The sequence below is a fragment of the Candidatus Binataceae bacterium genome (assembly GCA_035508495.1).
Taxonomy (GTDB): domain Bacteria; phylum Desulfobacterota; class Binatia; order Binatales; family Binataceae; genus JASHPB01.
The window spans coordinates 1-14,551 of record DATJMX010000039.1 but is presented as its reverse complement, the minus strand read 5'-3'; the positions used below and the strand labels follow the sequence as shown (position 1 = coordinate 14,551).

15 protein-coding genes are annotated in these 14,551 nt (G+C 59.6%); 5 read left to right on the top strand and 10 right to left on the bottom strand.

From position 1 onward, the window contains the following. Nucleotides 1-21: 21 nt before the first annotated feature. Nucleotides 22-1,851, top strand: a complete 1,830-nt coding sequence (locus tag VMA09_13050) for an FAD-dependent oxidoreductase (GenBank protein ID HUA34530.1) — start codon at nucleotides 22-24, stop codon at nucleotides 1,849-1,851. Between the two features lie 62 nt (nucleotides 1,852-1,913). Next, entirely contained in the window at nucleotides 1,914-2,312 is a 399-nt protein-coding gene (gene msrB, locus VMA09_13045; protein HUA34529.1) for a peptide-methionine (R)-S-oxide reductase MsrB, read from the top strand. Between the two features lie 28 nt (nucleotides 2,313-2,340). On the opposite strand, the gene VMA09_13040 is transcribed toward msrB, so the two are convergent. The 10 genes from VMA09_13040 to VMA09_12995 all read right to left on the bottom strand — a co-directional run bounded on the left by VMA09_13040 (nucleotide 2,341) and on the right by VMA09_12995 (nucleotide 11,816). Continuing rightward, complete coding sequence (locus VMA09_13040) at nucleotides 2,341-3,288, bottom strand: SDR family NAD(P)-dependent oxidoreductase (GenBank protein ID HUA34528.1); 948 nt, start codon at nucleotides 3,286-3,288, stop codon at nucleotides 2,341-2,343. A gap of 33 nt (nucleotides 3,289-3,321) precedes the next feature. Then, nucleotides 3,322-3,708, bottom strand: coding sequence for a BON domain-containing protein (locus VMA09_13035; protein ID HUA34527.1), 387 nt, complete (start codon nucleotides 3,706-3,708; stop codon nucleotides 3,322-3,324). Between the two features lie 72 nt (nucleotides 3,709-3,780). Continuing rightward, nucleotides 3,781-4,611 (bottom strand): amidohydrolase family protein, encoded by an 831-nt coding sequence (locus VMA09_13030; protein HUA34526.1) that lies wholly within the window; start codon nucleotides 4,609-4,611, stop codon nucleotides 3,781-3,783. A gap of 15 nt (nucleotides 4,612-4,626) precedes the next feature. After that, the gene (locus tag VMA09_13025) at nucleotides 4,627-5,859 is read right to left on the bottom strand and encodes a CaiB/BaiF CoA-transferase family protein (GenBank protein ID HUA34525.1); all 1,233 of its coding nucleotides are present in this window, start codon (nucleotides 5,857-5,859) and stop codon (nucleotides 4,627-4,629) included. A gap of 27 nt (nucleotides 5,860-5,886) precedes the next feature. Beyond that, a complete protein-coding gene (locus VMA09_13020; GenBank protein HUA34524.1) occupies nucleotides 5,887-6,396 on the bottom strand; it encodes a nuclear transport factor 2 family protein in 510 nt (169 codons plus the stop codon). A 14-nt stretch (nucleotides 6,397-6,410) separates the two neighbouring features. Then, complete coding sequence (locus tag VMA09_13015; protein ID HUA34523.1) at nucleotides 6,411-7,418, bottom strand: D-2-hydroxyacid dehydrogenase family protein; 1,008 nt, start codon at nucleotides 7,416-7,418, stop codon at nucleotides 6,411-6,413. Nucleotides 7,419-7,435: 17 nt separating this feature from the next. Then, a complete protein-coding gene (locus tag VMA09_13010) occupies nucleotides 7,436-8,431 on the bottom strand; it encodes an LLM class flavin-dependent oxidoreductase (GenBank protein HUA34522.1) in 996 nt (331 codons plus the stop codon). Nucleotides 8,432-8,441: 10 nt separating this feature from the next. Next, nucleotides 8,442-8,870 (bottom strand): VOC family protein, encoded by a 429-nt coding sequence (locus VMA09_13005; protein ID HUA34521.1) that lies wholly within the window; start codon nucleotides 8,868-8,870, stop codon nucleotides 8,442-8,444. Nucleotides 8,871-8,962: 92 nt separating this feature from the next. After that, the gene (locus tag VMA09_13000; GenBank protein HUA34520.1) at nucleotides 8,963-10,639 is read right to left on the bottom strand and encodes an amidohydrolase family protein; all 1,677 of its coding nucleotides are present in this window, start codon (nucleotides 10,637-10,639) and stop codon (nucleotides 8,963-8,965) included. Between the two features lie 10 nt (nucleotides 10,640-10,649). Beyond that, entirely contained in the window at nucleotides 10,650-11,816 is a 1,167-nt protein-coding gene (locus VMA09_12995; protein HUA34519.1) for an amidohydrolase family protein, read from the bottom strand. Between the two features lie 579 nt (nucleotides 11,817-12,395). Here VMA09_12995 and VMA09_12990 point away from each other — a divergent pair. The 3 genes from VMA09_12990 to VMA09_12980 all read left to right on the top strand — a co-directional run. Beyond that, nucleotides 12,396-13,436 (top strand): rod shape-determining protein, encoded by a 1,041-nt coding sequence (locus VMA09_12990; protein HUA34518.1) that lies wholly within the window; start codon nucleotides 12,396-12,398, stop codon nucleotides 13,434-13,436. A gap of 20 nt (nucleotides 13,437-13,456) precedes the next feature. Then, the gene (locus VMA09_12985; protein ID HUA34517.1) at nucleotides 13,457-14,185 is read left to right on the top strand and encodes a helix-turn-helix domain-containing protein; all 729 of its coding nucleotides are present in this window, start codon (nucleotides 13,457-13,459) and stop codon (nucleotides 14,183-14,185) included. Nucleotides 14,186-14,249: 64 nt separating this feature from the next. Further along, the coding region (locus VMA09_12980) for an EamA family transporter (protein HUA34516.1) at nucleotides 14,250-14,551 on the top strand (302 nt) is incomplete at its 3' end.

The window sequence follows — 14,551 nt, the reverse complement described above, 5'->3', positions numbered from 1 at the left end:
AGAGGAATCGCATCTGTGGCGATGTTGCCACTATTGCCGCAACGGTTATGGGCGAATACTGCTTTCAGCCGCCGCCGTCCGTCCGATCCGGGATGGCCTTCTGCGGCGCAATGGAAACAGCTCAAAGAGACAGTCGGCGGAAATCTGTTTCCGGTGGAGTTTCCGCTTTCGCTAGTCAAAAAGGATCCGTCCAGTGCCGAAGCCAAAGAAGTAATCGCGAACCTGAAGAATCCATACTATATCGGCGATCAGCCGGGACTGACGGAGACTCTGGGATGGCTCGACGCATGGACGACACAGCCGAGCGTTTACGCCGTCGCGGCGAGGAATGCGCAGGATATCGCGGCGGCGATCAACTTTGCGCGCGCTAACAATTTACGTCTCGCAGTCAAAGGGGGAGGGCACAGCTACCAGGGGACATCCAATGCTCCCGATTCGCTTCTCATCTGGACCCGTCACATGAACGATATCCAGATGCACGATTCGTTTGTGCCGCAAGGATGTGAGCATACGACGCAAGCGGTGCCCGCGGTGACCATGGGCGGGGGTACCATCGATATCCAGGCATACGAGGCGGTATGCACCCAGGCCGGGAAATACGTTCAGGGAGGTGGATGCCTGACGGTCGGTCTCGCGGGTCTAATCCAGGGTGGCGGTTTCGGAAGTCTCTCAAAGCACTATGGCACCGCCGCGGCGAGCTTGCTCGAGGCGGAGGTCGTCACTGCAGATGGTCAAATTCGAATCGCGAACGCATGCAACAATCCTGATCTGTTTTGGGCGCTGAAAGGTGGCGGCGGCGGTACTTTTGGTATTGTGAGCAAACTAACCGTGCGTGCTCACGAGCTTCCCGAGTACATTGGCACCGTGGGCTTCAAAGTCGTAGCGGCATCAGACGATGCCTATCGCCGGCTCATCCGCGAGTTCGTAAGTTTCTACAGCGAGAACCTGTTCAACGATCACTGGGGTGAACAGGCGCACATGCGTCCAGACAATACGTTGGAAATCGCGATGCTCTCTCAAGGATTGGCCGCTGACGAACCTAAGAAGGTCTGGCAGCCGTTCATCGACAAAGTCAAAAGCTCCAGCGATTACTCAGTCAAATTTCCGGTGACAATCGGAAGCATTCCCGCGCGGCATTTCTGGGATGCTCAGTGGTGGAAGGAACACTGGCCCGAAGTAGTTCTTCCGCGCAATGGAAGTACGCTGCACTCGCTGATTGACGACGTTCTGGTGCGCCTGATTCCTCAGCCGACTCTGACATTCGATTCTCGGCCCGGCGCGGGACCCAATAATGCGTGGTGGAAGGGCAACACTTTTGAATGTGGTTGGTACATCTGGGGTTATGAGTCGCTTTGGTTGCCCGAGTCGCTGCTCGAGCGCAACTCGCAGGAGCGCCTCGCCAATGCTTTGTTCGCAGGTTCGCGGCATACCACGTTCGAATTGCATTTCAACAAGGGGCTTGCCGGAGCACCGCCCGAAGCTATCGCAGCGGCCAAAGATACCGCTACAAATCCCGCAGTTCTATCAGCCTTCGCTCTGCTGATCGCAGGCAATGCTCAAGAACTTGGGTATCCTGGAATCCCGGGACACGAGCCGCAGGCTGCGGAAGGGCACCAGGCTGCGGAAAAGATCGATAAATGTGTAAACGAACTCCGCGCGATCGTGCCGAACGGCGGGGCATATGTCAGCGAAAGCAACTACTTCGAGAAAGGCTTCCAACAATCGTACTGGGGCGATAACTATCAACGTCTGGCCGCAATCAAGAAAAAGTATGATCCCGACGGGCTCTTCATCGTGCACAATGGCGTTGGCTCGGAGGAGTGGAGTAAGGACGGCTTCACGAAGCTCTGAGTCTCAGAAGCAGGTTGGCAATCTTTTCGCCCGTGGTAGTAAAATCAGGCGCGAGGTGTTCGATGTCTGACAAGATCAAAAAAACCGAAGAAGAATGGCGCAAGCAACTCTCGCCAATCCAATACGCCGTCACGCGCGAAAAGGCGACCGAGCAGCCATTCAGCGGCGAATACGAAACGGTCACTACGCCCGGTACATATAAATGTATCTGCTGCGGCGAGACACTCTTCGAGTCCGATACCAAGTTCGATGCCGGATGCGGATGGCCAAGCTTCTACAAGCCTGCCGCCGACGGCAAGATCGTCGAAGAGCAGGATCGAAGCCACGGCATGATCCGGACCGAAGTCATGTGCGCCAAGTGCGACGCGCATCTCGGTCACGTATTCGAGGACGGCCCTCATCCGACGGGGCTTCGCTATTGCATCAACTCGGCTTCACTAAAGCTCGATCCCAAGAAGTAGTTCATTCTGATAAACTTCAGAGCGATTCTCAGTTCAATGAGAATCGCTCGCCCACCATCTCCTCGCTCTTGCGCCACAAGTCGTTCGCGTGTTGGAGGTTGAGCGCGTAGGAGCGCACTCCCGCGCGCGAGGTCGTATCGTCGTTCACTTCGCACACGTGGCAATCTTCGCAGTAGCGCCCACCGACCGCCTCCGCCGGTGCGACGAAGCTGGCCCACACCGACGTCGCCGATCCCTGCGGCACCGTCTTGAACTTGAATACACGCCCCGAAGTGTCCCTGCTGACGCGCGCTCGCATCTGCTCGACGAGCTCCGGCGTCATGTGCCGTCCGAGCTCGGTCTGGATGCCGCCCGGATGCAACGACGTGGCCCTGATGCCGCGGCTCTTGAGCCGGTCATCGAGCGCGACTGCATAAAGAATATTGGCGGTCTTCGAGCGGCCGTAAGAAGCGAACGGCTGATACTCAGTCCGTTCGAAGTTAGGATCATCTGTATTGACGTCGCTGATCTGATGACCAGCCGATGACAACGTGACGATCCGCGACCCGGATCGCAGCAACGGCACGAGCCGGTTGATGAATACGAAGTGGCCGAGATGATTCGTGCCGAACTGCGTTTCGAATCCGTCCTGCGTTTTGCCCTGTGGGCAGGCCATTACGCCGGCATTGGCGATGATCACGTCGAAAGGCTGGCCGCGCTTGAGCAGCTCGTCGGCTCCTTTGCGAACGCTCGCGAGCGAGGCGAGATCGACTTCGACCAAATCGACGGCGGGATTGCCGGCCGCCTCCAGCGCGCGTCGCGCTTTGGCAAGATCGCGCGCCGTGCCGACGACGCTGCCGCCGTGCGCCACTATCGATCGTGCAGTCTCGACGCCGAGTCCCGCCGAAACGCCTGTGATCAGAACACGCTTGCCTGAGAGATCTACGCCCTCAAGAACTTCATCCGCGGTTGATTCAGCATCGAATGTCTTGGCCATCTGTATTCTCCCAAGTCGAAGTTAACCGCGATGCTACTCCCCTGCGATTTCCAATTGAACCCGTACATTCGATTGGCCGACGATGTCGGCAACTGTGGTAATCAAGTGATCCTCGAGCGTTTCGCTGGGAACCTGGCCGCTAATTGTCACGATTCCTCCATTGGTGGAAATGGTGAGCTGCTTCAGCGAGGCCGATAGTTCGGGGTCCTGTTTGAGCGCGTCGTTTATTTTCTTAGTCGTCTTCGAGTCCGCATCCTTCTGCGCCGTGTCGATTGTCGTCGGCGAAATAGCGGTGGTTGGCCGGGCCGCACTGGCCGACGGTCGCGACTCGATCGCCGGGGCGATGTCCTGGGCGAAGGCCGTCGTCAAAAACGCCGCTGCCAAAATGATCGCCGCAATGATCCGCAGAGTGATGTTCATGTAATGAGATTGGCCGCGCCGATTGGCGACTGCAAATCCGGGCGGCTGGCCGTTCGGTTACACAGCGGGCTCTCAGCGCAACATCGGCCAGAGACTCAGCGCGGTGTCGCCGAAAATCCATCGCCGCTCTTCAAGCGACATGAATGCGAGCTGTTCCTGCGCATAATCGACGAAACCCTTGAAGCTGCGATCGTTGCTCGCGGGGAAGTTCGTGCCCCACATCAGGCGCTCAGCGCCGAACGCATCGAGGAGCCGGCGAAAGAAATCGAGGCGCGCTTGTTCGCCGTTTTTCGCCGCCGCGGCGATCGTCCACGATGAGAACTTGCCGTAGAAATTTGGAAAGCGCGCGAGATCGAAGATTGGCTGCTCGTTCGGGAAATGCGGCCCGTCGTCGAGCCGCGGCAGTCCCAGGTGATCAAGCGCCAGCCGAAGCTCGCTGAATCTTTCCAGCACCCGTTTAAGTCGCGGCACCTGGGGGAAGTTGGTCAGCACGCAGACCGGGATGCGAAGCTCCGATGCGCGCGTCCACACGGGATCGAGCCGCGGATCGTCGAGCATCAGCTCAGGCTCAGTCCAGGTGACGACGCGCAGTCCGGCGACGCCGCGCTCCTTTACCCAGTATTCGAGCGTTTGCGGCGCATCGGGCTGGAGCGCATCGACGATACATACCGCGACGAACCGCTTGGGATATTGCACGGCAGCATCGGCGACGTAGCTGTTGTCGTATCGATAGGCGCCGAAGGCCTGCACCAGAATCGCACGCTCTACGCCGGCGGCATCATTCATCGCGATGAAATCCTCCGCGGACAAATCGCGCACCCACGCCGCCGGACTCGGCCCGAGATCGCGCGGATACTTACTTTGATCGGGCGCGATAATGTGGCAATGGCTTTCGACGATCACGTCACGCCTCGGATCTCACTTGCGATCACGCGCGACCGCGGCGCCCGAACGAATCAGCCGATCGATCTCGTCCGCGCTGAGCCCCGCTTCTTGAAGGATCGCGCGCGTATGCTCGCCGTAGTTCGGCGGCGCCTGCGGCGATTGCTTTTCACTTTCGGCGACGAAGATCGGACTGTTCACCGTTTCGATCATGCCGTGTCCGGGATAATTGAAGTTGATAATCGCGCCGCAATCCCGCATCTGCGGATCGCGCACCGCTTCCTCGAGCGTCGGCAGCGAAGACCACTTGATGTCATAGGTGCGAAACTGCTCGCGCCAATGACTCAGCGGCTTTGACTCGAACTGCGAGAGCAGGATCGCATGAAGCGCGGCGGCGTTTTCCTTGCGATCGGCGGCAGTCACGAAGAGCGGGTTGCTGGCAAGCTCGGGCTCGCCGACCGCCTGGCAGATGCGCGGAAACTCGCGCTCGGGATCGAGCAACGCGATGATCATCGCGTGCCCATCGCTGCTGGGATACGCGGCGATCAGCGGATTGAGCGGACTCGCTCCCGCCGCGCGTTTTGGAAATTCCGCGGCGCAGAGCTTGGCCTGAATATCGACGCTGTTCGCCCACGCGCCCGCCGCCATCAGCGACGTACTGACCTTGGAACCCTGGCCCGTGCGCTCGCGGCGATACAGCCCGAGCATAATCGCGGCGAAGAGTGTCGCCGCCGTCGGATGGTCGCCCATTGCCGGCCGCGCTCCCGCCGGAGTGCCATCGGCGCCCGTGACGCTCGTCATCAGGCCCGAGCGTGCCCAGTATGCGAGGCCGTCGAATGCCGGTGAATCAGCATCCGCGCCCTTTTCGCCGTAGCCGGTGATATGCGCATATACGAGGCGCGAGTTGACTGGCCGCAAATCCTCCCACTTAAGCCGGAACTTCGAGAGCAGCGAGGGCTGGAAATTGGTGACGAAGACGTCGGCGCCGGCGACGAGTTTCAGCAACGCATCGCGCCCGGCAGTATTAGTCAGATCGAGAACGATACTGCGTTTGTTCCGATTAGTCAGAAGCCAGGTGTAATGAAAATCGGTGCTGGGATATCCGGGCACTGATGAAAACGTGCGCCACAAGTCGCCGTCCGGCGGCCGCTCGATCTTGACCACGTCGGCGCCGAAGTCCGACAGGATCGTCGCGGCGGCGGGACCGGCGACGTAAGTCGCGCAGTCGATAACTTTGAGACCGGCAAGGATTCCATCATTCGCACTCATAACGTCTCTGCTCCGATTCTGCTTCGCCTAGCGGCCCATCTTCAGCAGGTCGTCGCCCGCCCAGCCTTCTTTCAGCGGCACCATGAAAAACGGCGTGAGACTCATCCTGCTAAAGCGCCAGCGCCCGTCGCGTTTTACGTACTCGTCGTTGTAACGCGCGGCGACGACGTAGCTCTCGCCGTTATATACCGGCTTTGCTTCGAGGTAGGCATATCCGGACGCGCGATCGCCGTTTATCTTCAGGACGTGGTTGTGAATGAACTGGCGGACGCGATAGAGCCCGCGCGGCTGGCCGCCGGTGCGGCTTCCTCCGAGGCCTGAGAAAAACTTCTGGATCTGATCGCGACCTTTGGCTTTGCCGAGATGCCCGAACTCGAGCTCGCCGTCTTGTGTGAAGAGGTCGGGAATTTCCGCCATCTGCGCTTCATTGATACATTCGTGGTAGCGAAAGCGCAGGTCGCGAATTTCCTCGCGATCGTAAAGCTCGGCGACCTTCGCTTCGAGTTCTTTTACGCGTTCTTCAAGATTGGATGCCATTAGTTAGCTCCTTGTCATCGTGAGCCACGCTGTTTCGGATGCTCCAGCGCCGCGGGGTTTGCGATACGAATCGGGGCGCCGTTGACGTACGCGACAACTGCGTCGAGCGTGTCGGTGTAGAACGCCCGCAGCGTCTCGTCCGTGACATAGCCGAGATGGGGAGTGACGACCACATTGTCCATCGTGCGGAACGGGTGATCAGCTGGAGGCGGCTCGACATCGAAGACGTCGATTCCCGCGCCGGCAATCTGGCCTGCGCGCAGCGCGGCGATCAGATCCGCCTCGACGACGATCGGCCCGCGCGAAGTGTTGATGAGGTAAGACTTAGGTTTCATCAGCGCGAGCTCGCGTGCGGTCACGAGTCCGCGCGTGCGATCGCTCAACACGACGTGGATCGAAAGCACGTCAGATTGTCGAAAGAGTTCGTCCTTCTCAACGCGCCGCGCTCCGACGGACGCTGCAGTTTCATCAGTGAGATTCTGGCTCCACGCGATCACCTTCATGCCGAAAGCTTGCGCATAGGCGGCCATGCGTTTGCCGATACGCCCGAGTCCCAGCAGGCCAAGCGTGCGGCCGGCCAGGATGGTGCCCATCGTGGACTGCCACTGGCCCTCGCGCATCCGGTGCGTCTCGAGGCCCATGTGACGAACAGTCGCGATCATTAGACCCCAGGTCAATTCGGGCGTCGCGTTCATGATGTTGGCGAAGATCGGGTTGGCGAAATTCGAGTGCGCGACGAGCACGCCATGCTCCGACGCCGCGTTCATGTCGAGGTTCGGCAGCGACATCCCGATGATCGTCACGAGCTTCAGATTTGGCAGCCGCTCGAAGAGACTGCGCGGCAGACTCATCCGCTCGCGAATCGTGCACAGCACGTCAAAGGGGCGCAACACAGTGGCGGCCTCGTCCTCGGATAGATGACGATCGAAGACGGTGATCTCGGCCTTGCTGTCGAGCAGCGACCAATCGGCGGATTTGAGCGCCACGCGGGCATAGTCGTCGAGTAGTGCGATTTTGATCATCGAAGCGCGTCCAACATCTAGTTCAATTTCGCAAACGCTTTGTGGATCCGGCGGACGCAGCTCGCATAGTCCTCGCCCACGGGATTGGGCGCGAAGATCAGAACGTCGGCGCCCTGCTTGCGATACGCGTCGAGCCGCTCGATACATCGCGAGGCCGGCCCGATGAGCGCGACCGCATCGGCGAGCTCATTAGTGATCGCCGCGGCCATCGCAGCGGAGTCGCGGCGCTGCGCCGCTTCCATTATCCGTGCGGCGGGCTCTGTAAATCCGCTGTTCGCCATGATTCGATTGTAGAAGGGCAACGCGCCATAGAAGGCGAGTCCGCGCCGAGCAGTTTCGTAGGCCGCATTCAGATCGTCACTAAGAAAAACCGGCACGCCGCAAGTCATGGTGACGCTGCCCGCTTGACGCCCATGCTTTTTCGCAACGTCGTGCGCGGCGTCGATTGATTTGCGCATTCGCTCTGGAGGGCACATGTAGAGCATCAGGCCGTCGGCCATCTCGCCGCCGAGCTTCGAGGTCTCGAGCGCGAGCGCGGCGAAGTAGATCGGAATCGGATGGTTCGGTTTCGGGAACTTCATCCCGAACATTTCGAGCTCGCCGTGAAACGCCTTGCGAATTATCTCAGTGTCATGACGCAAGCGCTCGCGCGCGTTGCCCATGTCGATACCGCGCGCTTCGAGCGCGGGGCGATGGCTCACGCCGAGACCCAGGATGAAGCGGCCCTGCGCGGCCTCCTGCACCATCTCCGCCGAGATCGCGCACAGGGCAGGCTCGCGCAGATAGATGTTCACGATCCAGGTCGCGATGTTGATGCGCTTCGTCGCGTTCGCAACCGCAAACGAACTCATCAGCGCATCGTTGACGGCCTCGGGAATGAAAACACCGCAGAAGCCCGCGTCCTCAGTCTCGCGTGCGAGCTCGACGAAACCGGCATAGCTGGTCGGTTTGTCGTTGGACGCGCGCGCGGCCGCGCGGGACATCGGTGACAATGTGACGCCGTAACCTTTCATCGCAGCTTCCTCAATTCATGCGTTGGTCGAACTGTAAAATCGTTCCGTCGGGATCTTCGAAGAGGCAGGTCAGGACCTTGCCGCCGGATTTCTCACCGTATGCGCTCGTGTCGGCTGCATAGGGTGGCACGATGATTTTCACCCCCGCGTTTTTCAATTTCTCGAAGCGCTTTTCCAGATCGTCGACCAAGAACGCGAAATGATGCAGCCCGACCTGATGCAGCCGCAGCGGAATACCCGAGGCATCGCGCCCGAGCGTTTGCGAGAGCACGAGGAAGCCGCCGTCGCGGCCCCATCGCATGTAAACTGCGTGTCGCGAGCCGTTGCCGACTTTCTCTTCCGTATCGAGCATTACTTCGAGGCCGAGCAAATCGCGATAGAACGGCAGCGAGCGCGCCATATCGCTCACCCCGACTGCGACATGTGAGATTCCTTTCATGACTCTACTCCGGTGTTGGAAAAGGCCTTAATGACGAGGGCCGAGAGCAGCGACTCTCGGCCCTCCAGTAGTCAATTCGTCGAGTGGCGACTTTACGCGGCGGTCGAACGAATCACCTCGCCCGCCAGGTGGCCGCTTTGCTTGCCATGCTCGTATGACAGGTGGCCGTTGACGATCGTGTACTCGATTCCCTCCGCCGGCATCACCAGTCGGCGGCCGCCACCGGGGAGATCGTGGGCCATCTTCGCGCGCTTGGCGGAATTGACGGTGTTGGGATCGAACACGGTGACGTCGGCCTTCCAGCCTTGCTTCAGTTGGCCGCGCTCGCGGATGCCGAAGAAGTTCGCCGGCTCCGACGTGATGCGCTTGACCGCGAATTCGAGCGTCACCGCCTCGCGATTGCGCACCCAGTTGCCGAGCAGGTAAGTCGTGTAGCCCGCGTCGCAGAGCATATCGACGTGCGCGCCGCCGTCGCTGAGTCCAATCATCGTGCGCGGATCGCTGATGAGTTGCTGGATGCCCTCCTCATGGAACTGCTGCATGATGTACTGGAGGTTGAGGTCGTCCTCGACCGCGAGATCGAGGAACGTATCGAGGCCGTCCTTGCCGCGCATCTCGGCGACTTCCTGCACCGATTTACCTTCGTATTGCTTGAGCGCGGGATTGGTTGCCTCGAGGACATCGACGCGATGCCAATGGCCGCCGAACAGGTGCGGCCGCTTCAGGCTGTCGCGAAATTGCCTGCGGAACTCGGGATCGCTGTAAATCTGCTTCTGCTTTTCGGCCGGCTGATTAAAGACCCGATTCCAAACTTCATTGTCGGCGAATGAAAATGGATTGTGCAGGTCGAGCTGGGCCGAGAATGGCTTGCAGAGTACCTGCGGAATACCGCCGCGTTTGATCAGCGGTTCGACCTGCTTCAGCGTCTCGAGCGCCCGCTCCGGATGCCGCGGCGTCGAGGCCATCGCCAGCCACGTGACGGGCCGTCCGCTCTCCGACAACAACATGTCGAGCAGCGCGTATTCATCTTCGGCGACGCTCGCGATCTTCTTCGTGAGCGCGACTTCGATCGAGCCCTTGCCCGCTTTCTTGAGCACGTTGGCGTAGGACTTCAGCTCGTCGTTGCTGGCAAGGCGACAGGCAAGCGGCGAGCCCTTGAAGCCGATATGCTGCCTGAGCGTGGTGGTCGAGAAGCCCATCGCGCCGGCAGCCATCGCCTCGCCGAGCAGCGTCGCGATCTGTGTCGTCTCATCGGCGGTCGCCGCGCGCTCCATCGACTCCTTGCCCATCACGTAATGTCGGAATGGAGTCAGCGGCGCGAGGAAACCCAGATTGATCGCCGAGCCGCGCTTTTGCGCCGCATTGAGAAATTCAGGGAAGGTCTCCCATTCCCACTTGATGCCCTTGTTCAGCGTGTCGAACGGGATCGCCTCGACGTTGGTGAGATCCCAGGCGGCGATCTCTCGTGCCTCGGGCTTGCACGGCGCGACGCCGACGCCACAATTGCCCATCACGACACTCGTGATGCCGTGCCATGAGGTGCAGCTGATCAGGGGATCCCAGCAGATCTGCGCGTCGTAGTGAGTATGGGGATCGACGAAGCCCGGTGACACGATCAGATCCGACGCGTCGATGGTGCGCTTGGCGCCCTCGGAGATTTGGCCAATTTCGGCGATGCGATCGCCGGCGACCGCGACGTCCGCACGAAAGCGCGGCGCGCCGGTGCCGTCGACCACCGTTCCATTTTTGATCAACAAGTCGTATGCCATCTTCGATTACCTAGTTCAGTTCGATGTTATACAGCCGGGCCGCGTTGTCGCAGACGATTTTCTGCGTGACGCCAGCGGGCACGCCCTCGAAATCCTCTTTGATCACCTTGCGCGAGTTGGGCCAGGTCGAATCGGTATGCGGGAAGTCCGACGCCCACATGTAGTTATCTTCGCCGAAGAACTTGTAGGTCATGGGGCCGATCGCGTCATCCTGGAACGTCGCCCAGATATTGCGGCGCACGTACTCCGACGGTTTCATCTTGAGCTTGGTGTCGTCGCTCATCGTACCGAACTTCGAGTACATGTGATCGCTGCGATACATGAAGTGCGCGATCCATCCGGTGTCATTCTCGGCCGAGACCACGCGCAGGCCCGGGAAACGCTCGAACACTTTGCCGAAGATAAAGCTCGAGAGCGTGCGCTGCACCTGGTAGATCGGCTGCATCCCGCCGAGCAGCATCCTGAGACCGCCGAGCAGGATGTTGCTCTCGCGCGGCGCGCTGTCGGCGCTCTTTTCAGTCTTGTCGCGGCTGCGACCTTTCTGATCGCGCTGCGTGATGACGTGCAGCGACAGAGGCGTTTTCATTTCCTGCGCCGCCGCCCAGAACGGATCGTAGATTTCGCTGTAGTAGGGTTTATCTTCCGGCGGAACGCCCCAGATCATCGCGCCCTTGAGGCCCATCTTGGCGCATCGCTCGAGTTCCTTGACCGCGAGCGGAATATCGTCGAGCGAGATGAGCGCCACGGGATGCAGCCGCTTCGGATTGTGCGCGCGGAATTCACCCACCCAGTCGTTGTACACGCCAAAGCAGGCGCGGCGCAGTTCATCGTCATCGAGCCCGAACAGCGGCATCCCGAGGGTCGTATAGATGACCTCGGCCTCGACGCCGTCGATGTCCTGATCCTTGATTCGCTCGACCGGGTCCCATCCGCTGGGGCGCGCCGCTTCGTAACCCTTCTTCAGATGCTCCTTCAGTTCCGCGCCGCTCTTGCCGATACCGAAGCCGCCGGCGACGGGGAACGGCCGGATACCCGGCGCGATAAAAAGGTAGCCCTTACCGCTGTCGCTCTTGATGACTTTCGGCGCCCGTTCGCGAAACTCGTTATCGAGACGAGTTTCCCAGAGGTCCGCAGGCTCCATCATGTGGGAGTCGGCGGAGATCACGCGCATTTCCATTGAAGTCCCTCCTGATTAGTGAAGGCTACGCGTTGCTCATGCTTTTCCTAATGGGATGTATCGCACCAAGTGCAGATGAGGGCAAGGACAGCAGGAGGGCGAGCAATTGCTCGCTGGCCGCGATCAAGAACTGAGCGGCGCGTCGCTGAACGCCGCATAAATCGACGCGATGCGCGCTTCGGTGGCGGTCAACGCCGCGCGACTCATTGGCGGGCGGCGACGCAATTTCTTTGAAAAGAGAAAAGCGCTGAAATCGACGACGTCAAAATGCTCGGCAGTTTCGTCTGATTTTATTGATGGCCCATTGTCTCTGATTGCTTATATTCGTCAAAATGAGTATCCAGTCGCTGTAAGCTCTTTAATTTTCGGATCGCAAACACTTCTCCAATGATTAAATAAGATGGCATTGTCTATTTTTATCAGTTTGACAGCGCTCGAACCTCACACTTAAATCGTCAATTATAGTTGATATTACACTCTAGCTCTTTAGCCGCCCACTAAATTCTGAGTATAATTCCAGCCGCGTGGTGAATGATGTTTGTATAAAGCGGATTGTTGGGGTTGTGGTGGAGGTGGAATATGCCAAGCGTTATCGCGCCCGTCCTTCGAACTCTGTCGAAGGAACTAGCTATCGATCTCGGAACCGCAAACACGCTGGTCTATCGGCGCGGCGAAGGTCTCGTCTGCAATGAACCTTCGGTCGTAGCAATTCGCCAGTCCAACGACGGTGAGCGCCGAATCCTGGCAATTGGCGCTGATGCCAAGCGGATGCTTGGGCGTGTCCCGAGCGCAATCTCAGTCATCCGCCCGATTCGCGACGGCGTAATCTCAGATTTCGAGGCGACTCAGATGATGCTCCGCCACTTCATCCAGAAAGCCGGCGGCACACGAACCCTGAAGCGCCCGCGCCTGGTGGTCTGCGTTCCTTCCGGCAGCACCTCTATCGAAAAGCGCGCCGTCGCAGAGTCAGCGAAGTCGGTCGGGGCGGGCGAAGTTCACCTTGTCGATCAGGCTATCGCAGCCGCAATCGGCGCCGGGATGCCGGTGACTGAGCCGGCGGGCAGTATGATGGTCGATATAGGCGGGGGCACGACTGAGATTGCTGTAATCTCACTCGGAGGATTGGTTTATTCGCGATCGGTGCGAATCGCCGGTGACAGGTTCGACGAGGCGATTATCCAGTTGCTGAGGCGCCGCTACAATATTCAAATTGGTGAGCGGACGGCCGAAATTGTAAAGATCATGCTCGGCTCGGCGGACCGCGACGCCGCCGTCGAAACCCTGGAAATCAAGGCGCGGCATCTCGCGGCGCGTGAACCCAAGATCGTTCGGATCACCAGCGCCGATATCCGCGAAGCACTGGCGTCTCCGCTTGCGCAACTGATCGATGCGATCCGCCTCGCGCTCGAGCAGACGCCGCCGGAAATCGCTGGCGACATAGTCGAGAATGGAATCGTGGTTGCCGGCGGCGGCGCGCTGCTGCGCGATCTTGCGGCGTTCATGAGCTCCCAGACCAGTCTTCGAGTGAGTATCAGTAACGATCCGTTGAAAGCAGTAGTGAATGGCGCAAGTAAACTTCTCGAAGACTCCGCGCTGCTGGCGAAGGTGTCGCTCAACTAACGCGGCGCTGGATATCGAATATGTCTCACTCGTTGGTCAATTGGATTTTCTGGGCGAACGGCCGGTCCGTTCCGATCGAATTACCTGAAGGCGCTGCATGTGCAGATTTCGAGGGGGACGGGTCGCTCGCGCACATTCTTGCGACCTCGCGCGAGCGATTCGGACTGACGCGTGAGGCGGCGGCGACCGAATGCCACCTGCAGCTCTCGTATATCGTGATGATGGAGACCGGCAACTACGATGCGATTCCGGATATGCTTTACCTGTTGCCGTCGTTTCGCCGCTACGCCGAATTTCTCGGTCTTGATACGAATGAAGTCACGGCGATTTTCATGCACGACTTCGAGGCATCGGAAAACGCGGTTGTGCAGGTTCAGCGGCTCAAATCCTCGCGCGCCATCAAGCTGCCTTCGTTACGATCGGTTTTGGCGGCTGGCGGTGTTGCGGGGGCGGTCGCAGCGATCGCGGTCGCGGCGGCAAATCTGGAACATCGCACCGCGCGCATCACGAACGCGCCGATTTCTGTCAAGACTCCAGCGACGGTGAGCACGCCTGTCGTCGTCGCGATTCCACCGCCAATCTCAATCGCAAGTGATTCTGCCGCTGGCGGCATTACTCGGTTCCCAACGCCGCTAGCGCGCACGTCCGCCAAGTCTCATCACAAGTCCAAGGAATCCCTGCGACACAAGCGCTCGGTTCGCACAGCGCGGCACTTGCGATCGTCACATCGGCACCGCCGCGTCAGCTGACTATTGCTGGTTCTCGGTCTCCTCAGCTCGGAGAACGTCAGGGAACCGGCTAGATTGTCAGCCAATGGAACGATACGGCGTCGCGTATGCGCTTGGTGCAGCTGCGTTGTTCGGCGCGAGCACGCCGGCGGCGAAGCTTCTTTTGCGCGATATCTCGCCGCTGATGCTGCCGGCGCTGCTCTATCTTGGTGCGGCGATTTTGCTTTCTGCGTATAGCTTCATCTTCCCGCACTCGAGCGAGTCGCAGATCGCGCGTGGGGATCTGATTCCGATCGGCGGCGTCGTTCTCTTCGGCGGCATCCTCGGCCCAATCCTGATGTTCCAAGGGCTCGCGCAATTATCCGCCGTCACGGGATCGCTGCTGCT

What these genes read in the sequence shown, in the direction of transcription:
- msrB (HUA34529.1), top strand. Translation starts at nt 1,914, where the DNA reads ATGTCTGACAAGATCAAAAAAACCGAAGAAGAATGGCGCAAGCAACTC.
- VMA09_13015 (HUA34523.1), bottom strand. Translation starts at nt 7,418, where the DNA reads ATGATCAAAATCGCACTACTCGACGACTATGCCCGCGTGGCGCTCAAA.
- VMA09_13005 (HUA34521.1), bottom strand. Translation starts at nt 8,870, where the DNA reads ATGAAAGGAATCTCACATGTCGCAGTCGGGGTGAGCGATATGGCGCGC.
- VMA09_12995 (HUA34519.1), bottom strand. Translation starts at nt 11,816, where the DNA reads ATGGAAATGCGCGTGATCTCCGCCGACTCCCACATGATGGAGCCTGCG.
- VMA09_13040 (HUA34528.1), bottom strand. Translation starts at nt 3,288, where the DNA reads ATGGCCAAGACATTCGATGCTGAATCAACCGCGGATGAAGTTCTTGAG.
- VMA09_12990 (HUA34518.1), top strand. Translation starts at nt 12,396, where the DNA reads ATGCCAAGCGTTATCGCGCCCGTCCTTCGAACTCTGTCGAAGGAACTA.
- VMA09_13025 (HUA34525.1), bottom strand. Translation starts at nt 5,859, where the DNA reads ATGAGTGCGAATGATGGAATCCTTGCCGGTCTCAAAGTTATCGACTGC.
- VMA09_13000 (HUA34520.1), bottom strand. Translation starts at nt 10,639, where the DNA reads ATGGCATACGACTTGTTGATCAAAAATGGAACGGTGGTCGACGGCACC.
- VMA09_13035 (HUA34527.1), bottom strand. Translation starts at nt 3,708, where the DNA reads ATGAACATCACTCTGCGGATCATTGCGGCGATCATTTTGGCAGCGGCG.
- VMA09_12985 (HUA34517.1), top strand. Translation starts at nt 13,457, where the DNA reads ATGTCTCACTCGTTGGTCAATTGGATTTTCTGGGCGAACGGCCGGTCC.
- VMA09_13010 (HUA34522.1), bottom strand. Translation starts at nt 8,431, where the DNA reads ATGAAAGGTTACGGCGTCACATTGTCACCGATGTCCCGCGCGGCCGCG.
- VMA09_13050 (HUA34530.1), top strand. Translation starts at nt 22, where the DNA reads ATGTTGCCACTATTGCCGCAACGGTTATGGGCGAATACTGCTTTCAGC.
- VMA09_13020 (HUA34524.1), bottom strand. Translation starts at nt 6,396, where the DNA reads ATGGCATCCAATCTTGAAGAACGCGTAAAAGAACTCGAAGCGAAGGTC.